We start from the raw sequence: 19915 nt of genomic DNA, 5'->3' as shown, positions 1-19915 counted from the left end.
GAACTACGCTGTCACGATTCTACTCGTCGGGCTGAGACGGCCATGCCGCCGCGATCGCCGCACGCACGTCCCCGAGCAGCTGCGGAAGTGCTTTCGTCTTCGCGATGATCGGCAGGAAGTTGGCGTCCTGCGCCCAACGGGGGACGACATGCTGGTGCAGGTGCCCCGCGATCCCGGCCCCGGCCACCGCACCCTGGTTCATTCCGATGTTGAAGCCGTCGTTGCGCGAGACCTGGGTGATGACGCGCATCGCAGTCTGCGTCATGCTGCCGATCTCGGCGACCTCCTCCGGCGTCGCCTCGTCGTACATCGCAAAATGGCGGTACGGGCAGACCAGCAGGTGACCGCTGTTGTACGGGAACAGGTTGAGGAGCACGTAGGCGTGGCGTCCGCGCGCCACGATGAGTGCGTCCTCGTCGCTCATCTTCGGAGCATGGCAGAACGGGCATTCGTCCTGCGTCGGCTGCTGGTTGTTCTCGATGTACACCATGCGGTGCGGCGTCCAGAGCCGCTGGAACTCGTCGGGCACGCCGACCAGGTGGCTCGCGTCGTCGAGTGTCACTCGACCCACGCCGTGGTGACCTGCTCGCGCGACGCGATCGAGGCGACGATCCGCTCGACGGCGTCGTCGACGGTCACGCCATTGCGCTGGCTGCCGTCGCGGAACCGGAAGCTGACAGTGCCTGCGGCAGCATCCTCTTCGCCGACGATGAGCTGATACGGCACCTTGGCCTTCGTGTGGGTGCGGATCTTCTTCTGCATCCGGTCGTCGGAGTGGTCTACCTCCGCCCGCACGCCGCGCGCCTTGAGGCGAGCGATCACGTCGTCGAGGAACGGCCCGTACGCATCCGCAACCGGGATTCCGACCACCTGCACAGGCGACAGCCAGACGGGGAAAGCTCCCGCGTAGTGCTCGAGAAGGATGGCGAAGAAGCGCTCGATGGAACCGAGCAGCGCCCGGTGGATCATCGCCGGCTGCTTGCGGGTCCCGTCGGCCGCGTTGTACTCGAGTTCGAAGAGCTCCGGCTGGTTGAAGTCGAGCTGCACGGTGGACAGCTGCCAGGTGCGGCCGATGGCGTCGCGGGCCTGCACGCTGATCTTCGGCCCGTAGAACGCCGCTCCGCCCGGATCGTCCACGAGCTCGAGCCCCGACTCGATGGCGACTTCGCGCAGCGTCTCGGTGGCCTGCTCCCAGCTCTCATCCGATCCGACGTACTTCTCCGGATCCTTCGTCGAGAGCTCGAGATAGAAGTCGGTGAGGCCGTAACCACGCAGGGTCTCGAGCACGAACTCGAGCTGGCGCGCGACCTCGTCCTTGATCTGGTCGTCGGCGACGTAGATGTGCGCGTCGTCCTGGGTGAGCCCGCGCACACGGGTCAGCCCGGACAGGGTTCCGCTCTTCTCGTACCGGTACACGGTGCCGAACTCCGCGAGACGCAGGGGCAGCTCGCGATAGCTGCGCCCTCGCGCGCGGAAGATCAGGTTGTGCATCGGGCAGTTCATGGGCTTCAGGTAGTAGTCCTGGCCCTGACGGGTCACGTTGCCGTCGGCGTCGACCTCCTGGTCGAGGTGCATCGGCGGGAACATGCCCTCGCGATACCAGTTGAGGTGCTGGCTGATCTCGTAGAGGTGCGCCTTGGTGATGTGCGGCGTATTGACGAGCTCGTAGTCGTTCGCGATGAGGCGCTCGCGCATGTAGTTCTCGATCTCGTTGCGGATGATGCCGCCCTTGGGGTGGAACACCGCGAGACCCGAACCGATCTCTTCGGGAAAGCTGAAGAGATCGAGTTCGGCACCGAGCTTGCGGTGGTCGCGCTTCGCCGCCTCCTCCATGCGGGTCTGGTAGGCGCGCAGCTCGTCCTTGGTCGGCCACGCGGTGCCGTAGACGCGCTGGAGCTGCTGGTTCTTCTCCGAGCCGCGCCAGTACGCGGCCGCGAGGCGGGTGAGCGCGTAGCCGTTGCCGATCATCCGGGTGTTGGGCAGGTGGGGGCCGCGGCAGAGGTCTTTCCACACGGTCTCGCCGGTCCGCGGATCGACATTGTCGTAGATCGTGAGCTCGCCGCCACCGACCTCGACGCTCTCCTCGGCGTCGAACGCCGCAGTGTCGCCGGGCAGGGCGCCGCCCTTGAGCCCGATCAGCTCAAGCTTGTACGGTTCGCCGGCGAGTTCGGCTCGCGCCTCGTCGTCGGTCACAACGCGTCGCACGAAACGCTGACCCGTGCGGATGATCCGGGCCATCTCCTTGTCGAGCGCCTTCAGGTCTTCAGGCGTGAAGGCCTGCGCGACATCGAAGTCGTAGTAGAAGCCGTCGGTGATGGGCGGCCCGATCCCAAGCTTGGCCTCGGGGTTGATCGACTGGACGGCCTGCGCGAGCACATGGGCAGCCGAGTGGCGCAGGATGCTCAGACCGTCGGGCGAGTCGATCGTGACGGGCTCGACCGTGTCGGTGGACGTGACCTGCGTAGCGAGGTCCTTCAGCTGGCCGTTGACGCGCATTGCGACAACGGAACGATCGGTGAAGAGCTCGAAGCCGTCAGCCACCTTGTTCCACTCCTAGAGTCGTCGATTGGATTCTTCAACTGTAGTAGTGGCGAATCGGGCTATTAACCAGCGAGCCACCGGCACCGTGATGCAGGAGTCTCCTACAGCGCGCGTACGAAACGAGCCGGGCTGCCCAGGTACAAAGCGTTCGGCTCGCAGTCGCTGGTGACCAAAGAACCGGCGCCGATGACCGCCCCGGCCCCGATCGTAACGCCGGGCAGCACCGTGACTCGGGCGCCGAGCCATGCTCCGTCACCGATGACGATCGGCCCGGGCGTCGATCTCCCGGCGCGACGTCTGGGTCCGGCGATCTCATGGCTACTGGTGATCAGTGCCACCTCCGCGGCGAGGTCGCAACGCTCTCCGATCGTGATCCACTCCAGAGAATCGAAATAGCACCCTCGCCCGATGAAGCTGCCCATTCCGATCCGGACTCGTCTCGATCCGAACCAGCTGCCCGGTAGAACGATCGCCTTCGGCGCTATGTCCAGACCGAACAGCCTGAGCAGGGGGTTTCGCAGCGGCAACGGCACCAGGCCGCTCATCGCCAGCCCGTTGATGAACACGTCGCGGCGATAGTTGCGCCACATCACCTCGTAGGCCGGTCTCCGCGATCGCACCGCCCGTATCAACCGTGTGGAATAAGGCATGTGAGCAATATCTCCTGGCCGTAGCTGCGTGCGGCCAAGTCTAATGAAACTCAAGGGCACCCAAGGGGTGTTGCGACGGAGTCGCGAGAACGACAGAAGCCCCGGCGTCTGCCAGGGCTTCGTCTGTGGGCGATACTGGGATCGAACCAGTGACCTCTTCCGTGTCAGGGAAGCGCGCTACCGCTGCGCCAATCGCCCAAGCCTGTTGCGTTTCTGCATCAGGTTGGAGGTGGATACGGGATTCGAACCCGTGTATACGGCTTTGCAGGCCGCTGCCTCGCCTCTCGGCCAATCCACCGTGTCGGCCAAACCTCAATACATCGGGCTGTCCACCATGAGCAGCCGATCTTGCGATCGGGCTGTACTCGAGCGGATGACGAGATTCGAACTCGCGACCCTCACCTTGGCAAGGTGATGCGCTACCACTGCGCCACATCCGCATTGCTCGCATTTCTGCGTGCTTTGAAACTGTAGCGATACTTCAATCGATTCTCAAACTGACGCGGTCGTGTTACGTATTCCGCGCGTGTCGTCGGGGGTACGGCGGTGGAGTTCCGGCGTCAATGTGCGTTCACCATCCCCCGTCGGCTAGTATCGAGACTCGCAGCCGGCACACGGCTTGCGAACGGGCGATTGGCGCAGTTGGTAGCGCGCTTCCTTCACACGGAAGAGGTCATCGGTTCGAGTCCGGTATCGCCCACCAGAAAAAATCTGCGCTGACCAGTCTGTCCATCACTGGACTATTGCCCTCAACAGCAACAGAATGCACACATGAGGAGCGCTCATGTTATCCGCACGCCGGATCAGCGGCTGCGGATCTTCGTCAGTTCAACCCTGCAGGAACTCGCCCCCGAACGACGCGCGGCGCGAGCGGCGATCGAGCGCCTGCACCTTGCGCCGGTCATGTTCGAACTCGGTGCCAGCCCCCATCCCCCGCGCGAGCTCTACCGTGCCTACCTCGACCAGAGCGACGTCTTCATCGGCCTGTACTGGGAGCGCTACGGATGGATCGCCCCCGACGAGGAGGTCTCGGGTCTCGAAGACGAGTACAACCTGTGCCCCGCCGAGGTTCCCCGGCTCCTGTATGTGAAGACGCCGGCGGATGACCGCGAGCCGCGACTGGCGGCCCTCCTCGACCGCATCCGTCATGACGACCTGGCCGCCTACACATACTTCGAGTCGCCCAAGGAGATCGGCCGGCTCATCGAGGCCGATCTCGCGACGATGCTCGCGGAACGGTTCGAGCAGTCCCGGGCGCGACTCGCGGCCGTCGTGCTCGAAGACGCCGACCGCGCGGCGGAGCCCGTCCGCCTTCCCATGGCGCTGACCGAACTCATCGGGCGGGATGCCGACATCGCCGAGATCGGCCGGATGCTCGATGCAGGCGCCCGCCTCGTCACGCTGACCGGTCCCGGCGGCATCGGGAAGAGCCGACTGGCGATCGCCGCCGGGAGCACGGTCTCGCACATCTACGAGGACGGTGTCGCCTTCGTCGACCTCTCGGCTGTACCGGATCCACAGCGCGTCCTGCACGCGATCGCGCAGGCGATCGGGGTCCGCGACACCGGCGACGCTCCCATCATGGACAACCTCGTCACGGCTTTGCACGACCGGCACATGCTCCTCGTGGTCGACAATTTCGAACAGGTGCTCGACGCGTCGCCGATGCTGACCTCGCTGCTCGCGGCCGCACCAGACGTGGCCATGATCGTCACCAGCCGGGTGCTGCTGCGGGTGAGTGCGGAGCACAGCTACGAGGTCGGTCCACTCGCTGAGGAATCGTCGGTCAATCTCTTCATCGAGCGCGCGCGAGCGGTCAAACCCGACTTCGAGCTGACCCAGGACAACGCGATGGCCATTGCCGGTGTCTGCGCTGCGGTGGACGGAATGCCGCTGGCCATCGAACTCGCCGCCGCTCGTGTGCGCGTTCTGTCGCCGACAGAACTGCTCGAGCGCCTGGACCGGCAACTCAGCGTGCTCGTCTCGGGTTCGCGGGACCTCCCCGAGCGCCAGCAGACTCTGCGTCGGACGATCGAGTGGAGTACTCAACTCCTCGACGACACGCAACGGCGACTGCTCGACCGCCTCGGCGTGTTCGATGGGGGCTTCTCGCTGGAGGCGGCCGAGGCCGTCGGCTGCGACCCCGACCCGGATGCGGTCGGTGACGTCCTCACCGATCTCACGGCCCTGGTCGACAGCAGTCTCGTGAGCCAGGCGGTCAGCGCCGATCGGCCTCGGTTCGGCATGCAGGCGATCGTCCGCGAGTACGCCCGCGAACGCCTGGCCGCGAGCGGCGCGCTGGCCGAGGTGAGGGATGCACACGCGCGATTCTTCATCGACTGGGCAGAGCGCATCGAGGATGAACTCAAAGGCGAGCGGCAGCGCGAGTGGATGCAGAGGCTCGGCGAGGAGCGGGAGAACCTCCGGGCTGCCGAGCGGTTCCTTCTCGACTCCCGGGACTGGGATCGCGCGGCTGTGCTGGCGTTCAGCCTGTACCTCTATTGGTGGGTGTCGGGCCTGCTCGGCGAGGTCCGCACCTGGATGGATCTTGCCCTGCGGTCGGGCGATCAGCTCTCCGACCACACACGAGCGATCGCGCTCTACTTCAGCCGCACGATCATGTTCTGGCGCGACCCGGACGGCAGTGTTGCGGCGGACCTGACCACGAGCGCGGAGTTGTTCCACGAGACCCGGGACCCTGACGGCGAAGCCCTGACCCGGATCTCGCTCGCACTCGCCCTCATGGCAGGCGAGAAGCCGAACACTGTGCGTGCACGCGAAGTCATGGAGACCAGCCTGGCTCTCTTCCGCGGTTCGGGGAGCCAGTGGGGCGAGTCGATGGCGCTCGTGCTTCTCGGGCGCGTCGCCCTGCTCGAGCAGAAGCTTCCCGAGGCGCTCGACCGTTTCGAGAAGAGCCTTGCCATCACCCAGCGCACCGGCGACGCCGTCGGGGAGCGGATCGCCTCGTACCATCTGGGCTGGACCCAGCTGAAGCTCGGATCCGTCGAGGATGCCCGCGCGGATTTCGCGCTCAGTGTCAGGGTTTCGGCGAGCCTCGGCCATGTCGAAGGGCTCGCGTACGGACTGGAGGGGATGGTCGCGGTCGCTGCGCTGTCCGGCGACGTCGACCGTGCGGGACGCCTCGCCGGCGCCGCGCGGGCACTCCGGGAACGCAGCGGCCTCCACAACGGTCCGATGTTCACCTTCCACCAGGCGTACCTGGATCAACTCAGCGCCGCCGGATCCGGAGGTCGGCTGGATGCCGCCATCACGGAGGGCAGGGAGCTCACCGTCGAGCAGGCGGTCGCCGAAGCCCTGGCGGAGGCTGGCCAGGCCTGAACGCCGACCGCACCACCCCTCCGGCTTCACGACATGGCCCCCTGACATGAGCTCGGACAGCTAGTCCCCCGCGTCCACCGTGCTGTCCTCGGACACGACAGGCACATCGTCGCGCCACGAAATGTGCCTCGTGGCCGTGAGTCCGATCGTGCGCTGGATCCCGTAGGCGGCACCCCACGAGACGAGGAACGACCACAGCGCCACGATCAGAGCCGCCAGTACCTGCACGCCGAGCTGGTCGAAGTTGCCGCTGTAGACCATCCCTGCGCCGTTTGCGAACAGCCCGACGAACAGCAGGCCCACGACACTGGCGACGAGGTGGATGACGACCACGACCATCGGAGTGCCGAACCGCGCCCGTGCGGCGACGTCGACGATCACAGCGCAGGCGATCCCGGAGAGCGCGCCGAGCAGCAGGGACCATCCCGTGGTGATGATCCCGGATGCCGGCGTGATGGCTATCAGGCCGGCGACCGCACCGCAGACGGCGCTGGCCACCGTCGGTCGCCGCATCATGATGCGGTCGACCGTCACCCATGCGATCGTCGAGGCGGCGGAGGCGGTGAGCGTGTTCACCCAGATCAGCGCCGTGAACCCGTCGACGGACCCCTCACTTCCGATGGTGAGCCCGAACCACCCGAACCAAACGAGCGCTCCTCCGACGGCCATGACCGGCACGTTGCGGCTCGATCGGACCTCGTGCACGGGCTGCCTGCCGCAGACGAGAAGGATGCCGGCAGCACCGGCCGCAGCAGCAACGCTCACCGGAATCGCACCGCCGAAGTCGATCACCCCGAACCCGGCCGACGCCCACCCGTCTGCCAGGTCGAAGATCGCGTACCCGACGGGAAAGTACACGACGACCACCCAGATGACGGCGAACACCGTCCACCCGCGCAGGGTCACGCGCGGCGCGACCGCCGAGGCGACGATGGCGACCGCGAGGATGCACACAGCGCCCGCGTAGCAGGCGCGCGCGAGGGCGAACGCGTCGGCCGGGACCGTGCCGGGAACGCCGAGAACGTGAGGGATGAGGGGGGCGCCGAAGAGCATCCCGTATCCCCCGATGACGAACAGCACACCCGCGATGCCCGCGCCGACCAGTGTGGCGCGGATGGCCGACGACGCACCTGCGCTGCTGACCATCCCGCCGTAGAGCAGTGCGAACCCGGGGACGACGACGAAGACGAGGGCGCCGGAGACCAGCAGAAGGAGAGCATCCACCTGGGCAGCTGCGTCCATGGACCCTTCCTGACGTGTGTGGGGACGGTCATAGGCTACTGGGCCGTCCTTCCGCGCCTCACCGCACACGCGAGCGGGGCGCCGCCCGAAGGCGACGCCCCGCTCGCTGGTGCGTGAGAGGATCAGGCGTTCTCGAGCGCGTAGCCCTCTTCACCGTGGACCACGGTGTCGACGCCGGCCAGCTCGTCTTCGTTCTTGATGCGGAAGCCCATCGTCTTCTGGATGACCCAGCCGATGGCGTACGCCAGGACGAAGGAGTAGATCATCACCGAGAAGGCACCGACAGCCTGGACGCCGAGCTGCTGGAAGCTGCCGCCGTACAGGAGGCTCGAGTACGGCTTCGTGGCGTCGCCGTCAACGTGGGTCAGGCCGAAGATGCCGATGTAGAGCGTTCCGAGGAGACCGCCGATGAGGTGGATCCCGACCACGTCGAGCGAGTCGTCGAAGCCGAGCTTGAACTTCAGGTCGATCGCGATGGCGCAGACCGCGCCGGCGAGCAGGCCGAGGACGATCGCCCAGAACGGGGTCAGGATGTTACAGGCCGGGGTGATCGCGACGAGACCCGCGACCGCACCGGATGCCGCACCGATCGATGTCGGCTTGCCGTCCTTGATCTTCTCGACGATCAGCCAGCCGAGGGTCGCAGCTGCCGGAGCGGCCAGCGTGTTGATCCAGGCGATCGCGGCGACACCGTCGACGGCAGCCTCAGAACCGGAGTTGAAGCCGAACCAGCCGAACCACAGGAGTGCTGCGCCGAGGAGCGTGAGAGGAACGTTGTGCGGCTTGGCCATCCCCTTCTGGAAGCCGACGCGTTTCCCGAGCACCAACGCCAGCGCGAGACCTGCGGCACCAGCGTTGATATGGACGGCGGTGCCACCTGCGAAGTCGTTCACGTGGAGGATGGTCGCGATCCAGCCATCCTTGAGGTTGAAGACCCAGAAGGCGACCGGGAAGTAGACGACCGTCACCCACACGGCCGCGAACACCATCCACGCGCCGAACTTCGCGCGGTCGGCGATCGCACCCGAGATCAGGGCGACGGTGATGATCGCGAAGGTCGCCTGGAACCCGGCGAAGGCGAGGCCGTTGAGGTCGGGGGTCACGCCGTCCTTGCCCATGAGGCTCATCAGGCCCCAGTCGGGCGTGCCGAGGACGTGAGGGATGGATGCGGGACCGAAGGAGAGCCCGTAGCCGTACAGCACCCACAGGACGCCGACGATGGCCATCGCGCCGAAGCTCATCATCATCATGCTGATGACGCTCTTGGCGCGGACCATGCCGCCGTAGAAGAAGGCGACTCCGGGGGTCATGATCAGAACGAGCGCGGCCGCGACGAGGAGCCAAAGGGAGTTGACTGCTGTCTGGGCGTCATAGGCCGCTGCTGAATGTAGCAACATACGAATGGTCTACCTCTCTAGTGATTGCACACGATGTCCCGGTCGACGCAATCAGGTGTGGCGCGTTTTCGGGGTGTGGTCAGTTTCGCGGTGAGAGGTTTCGGTGGATGGGCCCGCGTGTTTCGCGAGTGTTACGGCTGCGTGGTGCGTGTAAACATCGTGTTTCAGGCCTCGTCGTCGTGAGGTGGGAGCTCGCCCGTGGTCAGCGCGATCATCCGGGAGACCGACCGCAGGTATTTCTTTCGGTAGCCGCCGCCGAGCATGTCGTCGTCGAAGACGGTGTTGAGCGGGACGCCGGTCTGGACGATCGGGATCTCGGCGTCGTATACGCGGTCGATGAATGCGACCAGACGCAAGGCGGCCATCTGGTCGTGGAGCACCGCGACATCGGAGAGTCCGATCACGTCGATGCCCGCGATCATCTTGATGTACTTCGAGGGGTGCACGGTGGCGAGGTGGGCGACGAGCTCGTCGAACGGATCGCTGGTGACCGCTTCGCCGCGCGACGCGAGCGCGGCGATCGTCTTCTCGTACGCGTCGGGCTCGACCGTCAGCGCCCGGCCCTCCGTGTCGCGGCGACGGTAGTCGAGACCATCGATCCTGATGGTCTCGAAGTGGCCCGAGAGCGCCTGGATCTCGCGCAGGAAGTCGCTGGCGGCGAACCGGCCCTCACCGAGGGCGTTCGGCGGTGTGTTGGACGTCGCTGCGATACGGGTGCCGGATGCGACCAGCTCCGACAGCATCCTGGTCATCATCATCGTGTCGCCCGGATCGTCGAGCTCGAACTCGTCGATGCAGATCAGTGTCGAACCGCTGAGCAGTTTGACGGCCCCGGCGTAGCCGAGTGCGCCGACCAGCGCGGTGTACTCGATGAATGTCCCGAAGTACTTGCGGCCTGGGGCCTCGTGCCACAGGGCCGCGAGCAGGTGGGTCTTCCCGACACCGAACCCGCCGTCGAGGTAGGCGCCCGGCCTCGTCTCGATGCGCTTGCGGCTGCGGCTGAAGAAGCCGGCGGGCCGTGCCGGCTCCCACGCCTTCGCGAAGGTCTTCAGCTTGTCGACGGCTGCGGCCTGGGACGGATAATCGTGGTCGGGCCGGTAGGACTCGAACGTCGCGTGCGCGAACTGAGGCGGCGGTACCAGTTCGGCCGCGATCTCGGCGCCGGTGATCGACGGCGTGCGCTCGGTGAGGCGCACGACGGCACCGGTCTGTTCGAGAGTCATTGGGCTGGGCACCTTTGTGTCGAAGTCTTACAGGACCCATCTGCGCCGCGTAGCCTAATGCGTAGGTTCGTGAGTGGAGTCCGGCCTCAAGCCTAAACCGACCCGACACGATTGTTTCCGCGCCCACGAGGCGCCAGCAGGAGGTAGCTCATGGCCATCGAGGCCGATTCGTCCCCGTCCTTCGCCGACTACGCCCACCCCGAGCGTCTCGTCAGCACCGAGTGGCTCCAGGAGCATCTCGGCGCTCCCGGCCTCGTGGTCGTCGAGTCCGACGAGGATGTGCTCCTCTACGACACCGGGCACATCCCCGGCTCGGTCAAGATCGACTGGCACACCGATCTCAACGACCCGGTGGAGCGCGATTTCGTCGGCAGCGAGGCTTTCGCGCGGCTGGTTGGCTCGAAGGGCATCGCCCGGGACTCGACCGTCGTCATCTACGGAGACAAGAACAACTGGTGGGCCGCATACGCTCTGTGGATCTTCACGCTGTTCGGCCACCAGGACGTCCGGCTGCTCAACGGCGGCCGCGACAAGTGGATCGCCGAGGGACGCGCGATCACGACCGAGGTCCCCTCCCCGGCGCCTGCCGAGTATCCGGTCGTCGAGCGCGACGACACGACCGTCCGCGCCTTCAAGGACGACGTCCTCGCCCATCTCGGCAAGCCGCTCATCGACGTGCGCTCCCCCGAGGAGTACAGCGGTGAGCGCACGGAGATCCCCGGCTACCCCACGGAGGGCGCCCTCCGTGCCGGGCACATCCCGTCGGCCGCGTCCGTTCCGTGGGCGCGCGCTGCCGCTCCGGATGCGACCTTCAAGTCCCGCAGCGAGCTCGACGCGATCTACAAGGGCGAGGCCGGCCTCGTCGAGGGCGACGACGTGATCGCCTACTGCCGCATCGGCGAACGGTCGAGCCACACGTGGTTCGTCCTCACCCACCTCCTCGGCTTCGAGAACGTGCGCAACTACGACGGCTCCTGGACGGAGTGGGGCAGCGCGGTGCGCGTACCCGTCGTCCAGGGCACCGAGCGCGGTGAGGTCCCGGCGCGCTGACGATTCCGGCGCAGGCGGTTCGTCCCCCGGGAAGAACCGCCTGCCCCGTGGCGTTCAGGTTGTTGAGAGAAGATGGAGCCGATGACCGACGTGACACTCGCCCCTGCCCTTGCGGAGATCCGGGAAGACTTCCTGGCTCTCGAGCAACCCGATCGCCTCCAGCTGCTGCTGGAGTTCTCGAACGAGCTGCCCGAACTTCCGGAGCGCTACCAGGATCACCCCGACCTCTTCGAGAGGGTCGTGGAGTGCCAGTCGCCGGTGTTCATCTTCGTCGAGGTCGACGAGCACGATATCGTCCACCTGTTCGCGACGGCGCCGCGCGAGTCGCCGACGACGCGCGGTTTCGCGTCCATCCTGGCCCAGGGTCTCGCCGGGTTGACGGCCGACGAGGTGCTCGCTGTGCCCGACGACTACCCGCAGATGCTCGGCCTCACCCAGGCCGTGTCGCCGCTGCGCATCCGAGGCATGTCCGCGCTTCTCGGGCGCACCAAGCGCCAGGTGCGCGAAAAGCTCGCAGCAGCCTGACCCGGCGAGGTCAGACCGAGCGCTCGCGCGTGCGGCTACCGTCATTGACGTGCGCGGTCAGCCATTCGGCGATCGACCGGCGCCAGCGCTCTTCGTCGTAGTTCCAGAGTTTCGTGTGCAGAGCGTTCTCGAACGGCACGAAGGTGACGATGTCCGGTCGGGCGATCGCGAGTGCGCGCGAACTCGTTGACGGCACGAACCCGTCGTCGTCGCTGTGCAGCACCAGCATCGGGAGGCTGAGGTCGGCCGCGCGGGCGACGAAGTCCATGCTGGCGAAGTCGATCGCGGCACCCTGGCCGGTGATCGGTGCGCCCCATCCGGAACCGATGATCCTCAGCGCGCCCAGCGTGATGAGCGGAGGGAGCTTCATCAGCCGTGCCTGGTACTCGAGCGTGTCGATCCAGTCGATGACCGGCGAGTCCAGCACCAGCCCGGTGATCAGGTCGATCGACGGCGAGCGCGTGATGGTCTGGAGCACCACCGCCCCACCCATCGACCAGCCCATGAGGACGATCGACTTCGCGCCGCGATCGCGGGCGAACTGGATGGCGGCCTCGACGTCGAGCCATTCCGTACCGCCCAGCCCGTAGCGCTTGTCCTCGCTCGCCGGAGCGTCCGGGTCGTTGCGGTAGGAGATCAGCAGCGACGAATATCCGGATGCGCGGAACACGGGGACGGCACGCAGGCCCTCCTGCCGCGCAGCACCCCACCCGTGCACCTGGATCACCCAGCGGTCCTGGTCGGCATCCTTCCCACCCGTCGGGATGTGCCACGCCGGCGTCTGCCCGAGCGTTGTCTCGATCTCCACGCTCTCGACATCGAACCCGAGGTCCTCGGGCGCAAGGTAGTACCAGCCGCTGAGGCGGGCCCGGCTGGTCGGGCGAAGGTCGCCGAAGGCTACGTCGTGCACAGTGCGGGTCACGGTTCCGCCTGCGCGTTCGACCACACCGCCGACGCGGGCATAGCCGCTGTCGTCGTCGAACCAGAGCCCGTATCGGCCAGCGACCAGTGCATCCGGGGTCTCGGCGAGCGTCACGGTCCCTGCGTCGATGTCGACGTCGACGATCCGCTGGTTCTGCGGTCGCTTGCGGACAGGAACGACGACCGTACGCGCCACCCGCGCCATCGCGTAGCCGGCGAACGCGAGTCCGGCGAGGCCGAAGAGGCCCGCAACGCCCGCTGCACTCCAGAGGAACTTCGCACGTCCGTTTCCACCGGCCACGTCCTCTGCCTCCCTCCGTCGCAGCGGCGTGCCTTCGCTCGCGCAACGCTTACGAACTCTAGTCTTCGTACGTGTCGACTTCACCCTCAACGCCGGGCATTCCAGCGGAGTTCACTGCGGCGTTGGAGGCGATTCGCAGGGCAAAGGCGCGGCCAGAACTGGTCATCACCGAGATTCCAGCGCCAGGGCAGCTCGCCCCCCACGCGATCGCGCTCGCGGCGGATGTGCGGCCGGCGCGCCACGGCAGCGACTCCGACCTGGGTACCGGCCGGTTCATCCTGTTGTACGACCCGGAGGAGCCCGAAGCCTGGGGCGGCCGATTCCGGGTGGTCTGCTTCGCGCAGGCCCCCCTGGAGACGGAGATCGGACTCGACCCGTTCCTGGCGGACGTGGCGTGGTCCTGGCTGGTCGACGCGCTCGACGCCCGGGGGGCGAAATACACCGCGGCATCCGGAACGGCCACCAAGATCATCTCGACCGGTTTCGGCGAACTGGCCAAACAGGGAGACGGTTCGCAGATCGAACTGCGCGCATCCTGGACCCCGCTCGAGCACGACGTGGCCGCCCACGTCGAAGGCTGGGGCGAACTGCTCTGCATGCTTGCCGGGTTGCCGCCGACGGGAGAGGGCGTGAGCCTCCTCTCCACCCGACGGGCGAATCGTGGCTGACCATACCGTCATCGATTCCCGCGGGGCCTACCTCGAAGCGACCGAGGCGATCGCGCACGGCGACGGCCCGGTCGCGGTCGACGCCGAACGCGCATCCGGGTTCCGCTACTCGCAGCGCGCCTACCTCATCCAGGTGTTCCGCCGCGGAGCGGGCACATTCCTGTTCGACCCGCCCGCCGTCGGCCGCTTCGACGAACTGAACGCCGCCATCGTCGACGACGAGTGGGTGCTCCACGCTGCGACCCAGGATCTGGCCTGCCTGCGGGAAGTGGGGCTCGATCCCGTCCACATCTTCGACACCGAGCTCGCTGCCCGCCTGCTCGGCATGCCGCGCGTCGGGCTCGGCACTGTCGTGGAAGAGCTCCTCGGCGTGCATCTGGCGAAGGAGCATTCCGCCGCCGACTGGTCGACGCGGCCGCTTCCGGAGCCGTGGTTGAACTACGCTGCCCTCGATGTCGAGCTTCTTCCCGACCTTCGAGACGCGATGGCCGCCATGCTCGCCGAAGCGGGGAAGTCCGAGATCGCCGCCCAGGAGTTCGACGACGAACTCGCGCGCGACCTGAAGCCCGCTCGCGCGGAGCCGTGGCGACGTCTCTCAGGCGTCCACTCCATCCGTGGTCTCCGCAATCTCGCCGTCGCACGCGAACTCTGGCTCGCCCGCGACGAGCTGGCGCGAACGACCGACGTGGCGCCCGGCCGTCTCGTTCCCGATGCGTCGCTCACGGCCGCTGCACGTGCCATGCCGGAGAGCAAGCGCGCCCTTGCCGCACTGCGGGAGTTCAACGGCCGGGCCAGCCGCACCGAACTCGACCGTTGGTGGGCCGCGATAGAGGCGGGCCGGACGACGAACGATCTTCCGGTGATGCGAGGCAACGGCGAGAGCCTTCCTCCGCCTCGCGCCTGGGCTGACCGCAACCCCGAGGCGGATGTGCGCCTGAAGGCGGCGCGCGCGGCCATCGCAGAGTTGTCCGAGCGGGTCGCGATCCCGGTGGAGAACCTGCTCACCCCCGAGTCGCTGCGGCGGGTGGCGTGGTCGCCGCCGGCCGATCCCACGCCGTCGGCGATCGGTGCCGCGCTGGCCGAATTGGGTGCCAGACCGTGGCAGATTGAGGCGACCGCACAGATGATCGCGCAGTCGTTTGTGGAAGCCAGCCAAAAGACCGACGACGCTGCCGAAGCCGATTCGTAGGTTCAGGCAAACGATTCTTTCCCCCGCAGGGCCGACCATAGGATCGAAGCCGACTGTGACAAGTGGGAGGCATTGTGGCCGAAAGAGCTGAAGTCGTCTTCGTCGACGGAGTCCGTACTCCGTTCGGACGGGCCGGCGAAAAAGGGCAGTACTGGAACACCAGGGCCGACGATCTGGTGGTCAAGGCGATCATCGGCCTCATGGAACGGAACCCGTCGGTTCCCAAGGACCGGATCGACGATGTGGCCATCGCAGCGACGACCCAGCAGGGCGACCAGGGTCTCACCCTCGGCCGCACCGCCGCGCTTCTGGCCGGACTGCCCAAGTCCGTTCCCGGGTTCGCCATCGACCGCATGTGCGCCGGTGCGATGACCAGTGTGACCACCCTCGGCGCCGGCATCGGCTTCGGCCAGTACGACCTCGCCATCGCCGGCGGCGTCGAGCACATGGGCCGGCATCCGATGGGGTTCGGGGCGGACCCCAACCCGCGCTTCCTCGCCGAGCGTCTGGTGAGCGAGGACGCACTCAACATGGGCATGACCGCTGAGCGCATCCACGACCGGTTCCCCGAGCTCACCAAGGAGCGGGCCGACCGGTTCGCGATGCACAGCCAGCAGAAGGTGGCAGCGGCCTACGCGGCCGGCAAGATCCAGCCCGATCTGGTTCCCATCGCCATCCGCAGTGAAGCCGGCTGGGGTCTGGCGACCGAAGACGAGGGGATGCGCCCCCAGACCACGATGGATGGTCTCGCCACCCTGAAGACCCCGTTCCGCGCGCACGGCCGGGTGACCGCCGGCAATGCGTCGCCGCTGACCGACGGCGCGACCGCGAGCCTCCTCGCGTCCGGCGACGCGGTGAAGGAACTCGGCCTCTCCCCCAAGATGCGCATGGTGAGCTTCGCCTTCGCCGGGGTCGAACCCGAGATCATGGGCATCGGGCCGGTTCCGTCGACCGAGAAGGCGCTCCGAAGGGCCGGACTCACCATCGACGACATCGGCCTGTTCGAGCTCAACGAAGCGTTCGCCATCCAGGTGCTCTCGCTCCTCGACCACTTCGGCATCGACGACGAGGACCCCCGCGTCAACAAGTGGGGCGGCGCCATCGCGATCGGCCACCCGCTCGCGGCCTCCGGGGTCCGCCTCATGATCCAGCTCGCAGCCCAGTTCGCCGAGCACCCCGAGGTGCGCTACGGGCTGACCGCCATGTGCATCGGACTCGGCCAGGGCGGCTCTGTCATCTGGGAAAACCCGAACTGGAACGGAAAGGCGTAGCCGTCAATGACCGACTACTCGAAGATCGACTTCACCCCGCTGCTGGACATCGACCCCGATGAAGTCGTCACGCACTCGTTCGTGCGCGACGTACCGCTGCGCGGCGGGAAGACCCTCGCCCTCGTCACGCTCGACAACGGCCGCGACCACACGCGGCCGAACACGCTCGGGCCCGCGACGTTCCTCGAACTCAACGCGACGTTCGACGCTCTCACCGAGCGCGCGAAACGCGGCGAGATCCACGGCGTCGCGGTGACGGGCAAGCCGTTCATCCTCGCCGCCGGCGCCGACCTGAGCAAGGTCGGAGACCTGCCGAGCAAGGAGGTCGCGAAGCTCCTCCCCCAGCTCGGCCACTACGTGCTCGGCAAGCAGTCGCAGTTCGGCGTGCCGTCGTTCGTCTTCACCAACGGCCTCGCGCTCGGTGGCGGCGTGGAGATCGGTCTCAATGCCGACTACCGCACCATCGACCGCTCGACCGCGGCGTTCGCGCTACCCGAGGTGTTCCTCGGCCTCATCCCCGGCTGGGGCGGTGCGTACATCCTGCCCAACCTGATCGGCATCGAGAACGCGCTCAAGGTCATCATCGAGAACCCGCTCAAGCAGAACCGCGTTCTCAAAGCCGACGAGGTCTTCGAACTCGGCATCGCCGACGCGATCTTCGACTCGGCGAACTTCCTCGAGGACTCGATCCGCTGGGCCGACGGCGTCATCTCAGGCGAGATCGAAGTGAAGCGGCCGAACGTTCCTGGGAAGGTCGAGCGCCTCGTCAAGTGGGATGCCGCGATCGGTATCGCCCGCAAGATGCTCGAGAGCCGGATCGGCAGCATCCCGAAGTCACCGTATGTCGCCCTCGACCTGCTCAAGGCCGCCAAGAGCGGCACGAAGGATGACGGCTTCGAGCGCGAGGACGCAGCTCTCGCTGAGCTCATCTCCGGCGACCAGTTCCAGGCCAGCATCTACGCCTTCAACTTGGTGCAGAAGCGCGCCAAGCGCCCTGCGGGCGCACCCGACAAGGCGCTGGCGAAGCCGGTGACCAAGGTCGGCGTCATCGGCGCGGGCTACATGGCCAGCCAGTTCGCACTACTGTTCGTGCGGCGCCTGCGGGTGCCGGTGGTCATCACCGACCTCGATCAGGCGCGCGTCGACAAGGGAGTCGCCTACATCCACGATGAGATCGCGAAGCTCCTCGATAAGGGGCGCATCTCTCCCGACGAGGCCAACCGTCTCCGCGCCCTCGTCACGGGGACCACGGATCGCTCCCTGTTCGCTGACGCCGACTGGGTGATCGAGGCCGTGTTCGAGGAGCTCTCGGTGAAGCAGGATGTCTTCGCCGAGTTCGAGGAGTATGTCTCACCGGAGGCCGTTCTGGCCACGAACACCTCGTCCCTGTCGGTCGAGCAGATCGGCGCGCGGCTGAAGCACCCCGAGCGTCTCGTCGGATTCCACTTCTTCACGCCGGTCGCGGTGATGCCGCTCATCGAGGTCGTCAAGACCCCCAACACCGATGACGCCACGCTGTCGACCGCGATGGTCACCGCGGCGAAACTCCGTAAGAATGCGGTCATCACGGCGGACACGCCAGGATTCGTCGTGAACCGCGTGCTGGCGAAGGTGCTCGGCGAGGCGATGCACGCCGTGGACGACGGCACGCCGTTCGACGTCGTGGACGAAGGGTTTGCACCGCTCGGCCTGCCGATGGCCCCGTCGGCGCTGCTCGACCTGGTCGGGCTGAAGGTCGGTGCGCACGTGCTCGACACGCATCACGCCGCGTTCCCCGACCGGTTCTACCAGAGCGAGAACCTGCACAAGCTCGCCGAGTACGGCACGCTGCTCGAGAAGGACTCCAAGGGCAGGATCAAGGGCATCGACAAGGGCGCAGCGAAGATCGTCTCCGGCGGGACCACGCCGTGGACGAAGGATCAGATCCTTTCGCGCCTCGAGGACGGCCTGGCCGACGAGATCCACCGGATGCTCGAAGACGACGTCGTCCACGCCGCGGAGGACATCGATCTCTGCATGATCCTCGGTGCTGGCTTCCCGTTCCAGATGGGCGGGATCACGCCGTATCTCGACCGTGTCGGTGCGAGCGAGCGGGTCTTCGGCGACACGTTCCACCACCCGACGATCACAGGCGTTTCATAGCGACACTGCAACATGCGAAGGGGCGGGCACTGCATCGAGTGCCCGCCCCTTCGTGGCCGTTCAGCGGTTGAGCGGCGTCATATCGGCGTAGCGGTCACCGACCGGAGCTGCGACGGCGTCGAGGGCCGCGAGGTGCGCATCCGAAAGTTCGAGAGCATCCGCCGCGACGTTCTGCTCCAGGTTCGCGACGCGACGCGTTCCGGGGATGGGCGCGATGTCGTCGCCCTGCGCCAGCAGCCAGGCGAGTGCGACCTGGCCCGGGGTCGCGCCGACTTCGCTCGCGACGGCATCCACCTGCTCGACGATGCGGATGTTCGCCTCCAGGTTGTCGCCTTCGAAACGCGGGCTGAAGCGACGGAAGTCGCTTTCGTCGAGTTGGTCGAGCGAGCGGATCGACCCCGTCAGGAAGCCGCGCCCGAGCGGCGAGTACGGCACGAAGCCGATCCCGAGCTCACGGACCGTCGGCAGGATGTCCTGCTCGACATCGCGCGACCACAACGAATACTCGGTCTGGAGCGCCGTCACCGGATGCACGGCGTTCGCGCGCCGAATGGTCTCGGGTGCGGCTTCGGAGAGTCCGTAGTGCCGGATCTTGCCCTCGCCGATCAGCTCGCTGAGCGCCCCGACGGTGTCCTCGATCGGCGTATCCGGGTCCATCCGGTGCTGGTAGTACAGGTCGATGTAGTCCGTGTTGAGCCGCTTCAGGGAACCTTCGACCGAGAGTCGAACGTTCTCCGGGCTCCCGTCGAGACCGCGTTCGTTCGTCGACCGGTGAAGGATGGTGCCGAACTTCGTCGCGATGACGACCTGGTCGCGCTTTCCTGCGAAAGCTTTCGCCAACAGCTCCTCGTTCGTGTACGGGCCGTAGATCTCCGCCGTGTCGAAGAACGTGACGCCCAGCTCCAGGGCGCGGTGGATCGTCGCGATGGAGCCGGCCTCATCCGTGCCTGCTCCGGTGTAGAACGCCGACATCCCCATGCAGCCCAGACCGAGGCGCGAGACCTCGAGGCGGTCGGTTCCTAATGTGATCTTCTTCATGCATTCACCTTTTCCTTGTAGAGGGAGATCTTGTAGTCGATGGCGGCGAGGCTCTTCTTCATCTCATCCAGTTGCCGCACCACGTTCATGCGGTGGATCAGCAGCAGCTCGAGGCGCTCGGCGGTCGTGTCGTCACCGCGACGGGCCAGTTCGACATAGTCGCGCATCCGTGCGATCGGCATCGCGGTGAGCCGCAGCTTGGTGAGGAAGACGACCCAGTTGAGGTCGGCCTCGGTGTAGCGGCGATGCGTGGACGACGCGCGGTCGACGGGTGTGAGCATCAGGCCCTCGCGCTCGTAGTACCGCAGGGTGTGGGTCGAGAGGCCCGTGAGCGCGGCGACATCGGAGATGGACATCGCCGCCGGTGTTGTGGTCATCCAGCCACGATAGAACTTAGAGTGCACTCAAAGTCAAACGG

The 19915-nt window shown here is 66.7% G+C and carries 16 protein-coding genes and 4 tRNA genes; 8 read left to right on the top strand and 12 right to left on the bottom strand.

Annotation, left to right across the window (positions count from 1 at the left end; genetic code table 11):
* Positions 1-19: 19 nt before the first annotated feature.
* The 6 genes from ACV7NN_RS01540 to ACV7NN_RS01515 all read right to left on the bottom strand — a co-directional run bounded on the left by ACV7NN_RS01540 (position 20) and on the right by ACV7NN_RS01515 (position 3631).
* On the bottom strand, positions 20-571 hold the full coding sequence (locus ACV7NN_RS01540) for an HIT family protein (RefSeq protein WP_463347833.1): 552 nt from the start codon (positions 569-571) through the stop codon (positions 20-22).
* Positions 559-2541 (bottom strand): threonine--tRNA ligase, encoded by a 1983-nt coding sequence (thrS, locus tag ACV7NN_RS01535; RefSeq protein ID WP_463347832.1) that lies wholly within the window; start codon positions 2539-2541, stop codon positions 559-561. Before thrS ends, ACV7NN_RS01540 begins: the two co-directional genes overlap by 13 nt.
* A gap of 101 nt (positions 2542-2642) precedes the next feature.
* The gene (locus ACV7NN_RS01530) at positions 2643-3107 is read right to left on the bottom strand and encodes an acyltransferase (RefSeq protein WP_463347831.1); all 465 of its coding nucleotides are present in this window, start codon (positions 3105-3107) and stop codon (positions 2643-2645) included.
* Between the two features lie 210 nt (positions 3108-3317).
* Positions 3318-3389: transfer RNA gene (locus ACV7NN_RS01525), tRNA-Val, on the bottom strand.
* 26 nt (positions 3390-3415) lie between these two features.
* Positions 3416-3489: transfer RNA gene (locus ACV7NN_RS01520), tRNA-Cys, on the bottom strand.
* A 70-nt stretch (positions 3490-3559) separates the two neighbouring features.
* A tRNA-Gly gene (locus ACV7NN_RS01515) sits at positions 3560-3631 on the bottom strand.
* Between the two features lie 187 nt (positions 3632-3818).
* Between ACV7NN_RS01515 and ACV7NN_RS01510 the strand changes: the two genes are divergently transcribed.
* Both ACV7NN_RS01510 and ACV7NN_RS01505 read left to right on the top strand, forming a co-directional pair.
* A tRNA-Val gene (locus ACV7NN_RS01510) sits at positions 3819-3894 on the top strand.
* Positions 3895-3962: 68 nt separating this feature from the next.
* Positions 3963-6530 (top strand): DUF4062 domain-containing protein, encoded by a 2568-nt coding sequence (locus ACV7NN_RS01505; protein WP_463347830.1) that lies wholly within the window; start codon positions 3963-3965, stop codon positions 6528-6530.
* A 60-nt stretch (positions 6531-6590) separates the two neighbouring features.
* Here the strand turns inward: ACV7NN_RS01505 and ACV7NN_RS01500 are convergent, their stop codons facing one another.
* The 3 genes from ACV7NN_RS01500 to zapE form a co-directional block, all read right to left on the bottom strand.
* Positions 6591-7772, bottom strand: a complete 1182-nt coding sequence (locus tag ACV7NN_RS01500) for an ammonium transporter (protein ID WP_463347829.1) — start codon at positions 7770-7772, stop codon at positions 6591-6593.
* Between the two features lie 122 nt (positions 7773-7894).
* Entirely contained in the window at positions 7895-9169 is a 1275-nt protein-coding gene (locus ACV7NN_RS01495) for an ammonium transporter (protein ID WP_463347828.1), read from the bottom strand.
* A gap of 164 nt (positions 9170-9333) precedes the next feature.
* Entirely contained in the window at positions 9334-10392 is a 1059-nt protein-coding gene (gene zapE, locus ACV7NN_RS01490; RefSeq protein ID WP_463347827.1) for a cell division protein ZapE, read from the bottom strand.
* Between the two features lie 150 nt (positions 10393-10542).
* On the opposite strand from zapE, the gene ACV7NN_RS01485 reads away from it, so the two are divergent.
* Together ACV7NN_RS01485 and ACV7NN_RS01480 are read left to right on the top strand one after the other, a co-directional pair.
* Positions 10543-11442, top strand: a complete 900-nt coding sequence (locus ACV7NN_RS01485) for a sulfurtransferase (protein ID WP_463347826.1) — start codon at positions 10543-10545, stop codon at positions 11440-11442.
* A gap of 81 nt (positions 11443-11523) precedes the next feature.
* Positions 11524-11967, top strand: a complete 444-nt coding sequence (locus ACV7NN_RS01480; protein ID WP_463347825.1) for a SufE family protein — start codon at positions 11524-11526, stop codon at positions 11965-11967.
* 10 nt (positions 11968-11977) lie between these two features.
* On the opposite strand, the gene ACV7NN_RS01475 is transcribed toward ACV7NN_RS01480, so the two are convergent.
* Positions 11978-13189, bottom strand: a complete 1212-nt coding sequence (locus ACV7NN_RS01475) for an alpha/beta hydrolase family protein (protein ID WP_463347824.1) — start codon at positions 13187-13189, stop codon at positions 11978-11980.
* Positions 13190-13260: 71 nt separating this feature from the next.
* Between ACV7NN_RS01475 and ACV7NN_RS01470 the strand changes: the two genes are divergently transcribed.
* The 4 genes from ACV7NN_RS01470 (at position 13261) to ACV7NN_RS01455 (ending at position 18459) form a co-directional block, all read left to right on the top strand.
* Positions 13261-13857, top strand: coding sequence for a DUF3000 domain-containing protein (locus ACV7NN_RS01470; RefSeq protein WP_463347823.1), 597 nt, complete (start codon positions 13261-13263; stop codon positions 13855-13857).
* Positions 13850-15046 carry an HRDC domain-containing protein gene (locus ACV7NN_RS01465; RefSeq protein WP_463347822.1) on the top strand — a complete coding sequence of 399 codons (1197 nt, stop codon included), beginning with the start codon at positions 13850-13852 and terminating at the stop codon, positions 15044-15046. Before ACV7NN_RS01470 ends, ACV7NN_RS01465 begins: the two co-directional genes overlap by 8 nt.
* 74 nt (positions 15047-15120) lie before the next feature.
* Positions 15121-16317 (top strand): thiolase family protein, encoded by a 1197-nt coding sequence (locus ACV7NN_RS01460; RefSeq protein WP_463347821.1) that lies wholly within the window; start codon positions 15121-15123, stop codon positions 16315-16317.
* 6 nt (positions 16318-16323) lie between these two features.
* Positions 16324-18459 (top strand): 3-hydroxyacyl-CoA dehydrogenase NAD-binding domain-containing protein, encoded by a 2136-nt coding sequence (locus ACV7NN_RS01455; protein WP_463347820.1) that lies wholly within the window; start codon positions 16324-16326, stop codon positions 18457-18459.
* A gap of 60 nt (positions 18460-18519) precedes the next feature.
* Here the strand turns inward: ACV7NN_RS01455 and ACV7NN_RS01450 are convergent, their stop codons facing one another.
* Together ACV7NN_RS01450 and ACV7NN_RS01445 are read right to left on the bottom strand one after the other, a co-directional pair.
* Positions 18520-19497, bottom strand: coding sequence for an aldo/keto reductase (locus tag ACV7NN_RS01450; RefSeq protein WP_463347819.1), 978 nt, complete (start codon positions 19495-19497; stop codon positions 18520-18522).
* Positions 19494-19874 carry a MerR family transcriptional regulator gene (locus tag ACV7NN_RS01445; protein WP_463347818.1) on the bottom strand — a complete coding sequence of 127 codons (381 nt, stop codon included), beginning with the start codon at positions 19872-19874 and terminating at the stop codon, positions 19494-19496. The genes ACV7NN_RS01450 and ACV7NN_RS01445 overlap by 4 nt, the downstream gene beginning before the upstream one ends.
* Positions 19875-19915: the final 41 nt, after the last annotated feature.

The sequence above is a fragment of the Leifsonia sp. Ger2509 genome, assembly GCF_055231915.1.
The sequence above is the reverse complement of the archived record's forward strand: the minus strand, read 5'-3'. Positions and strand labels throughout refer to the sequence as shown.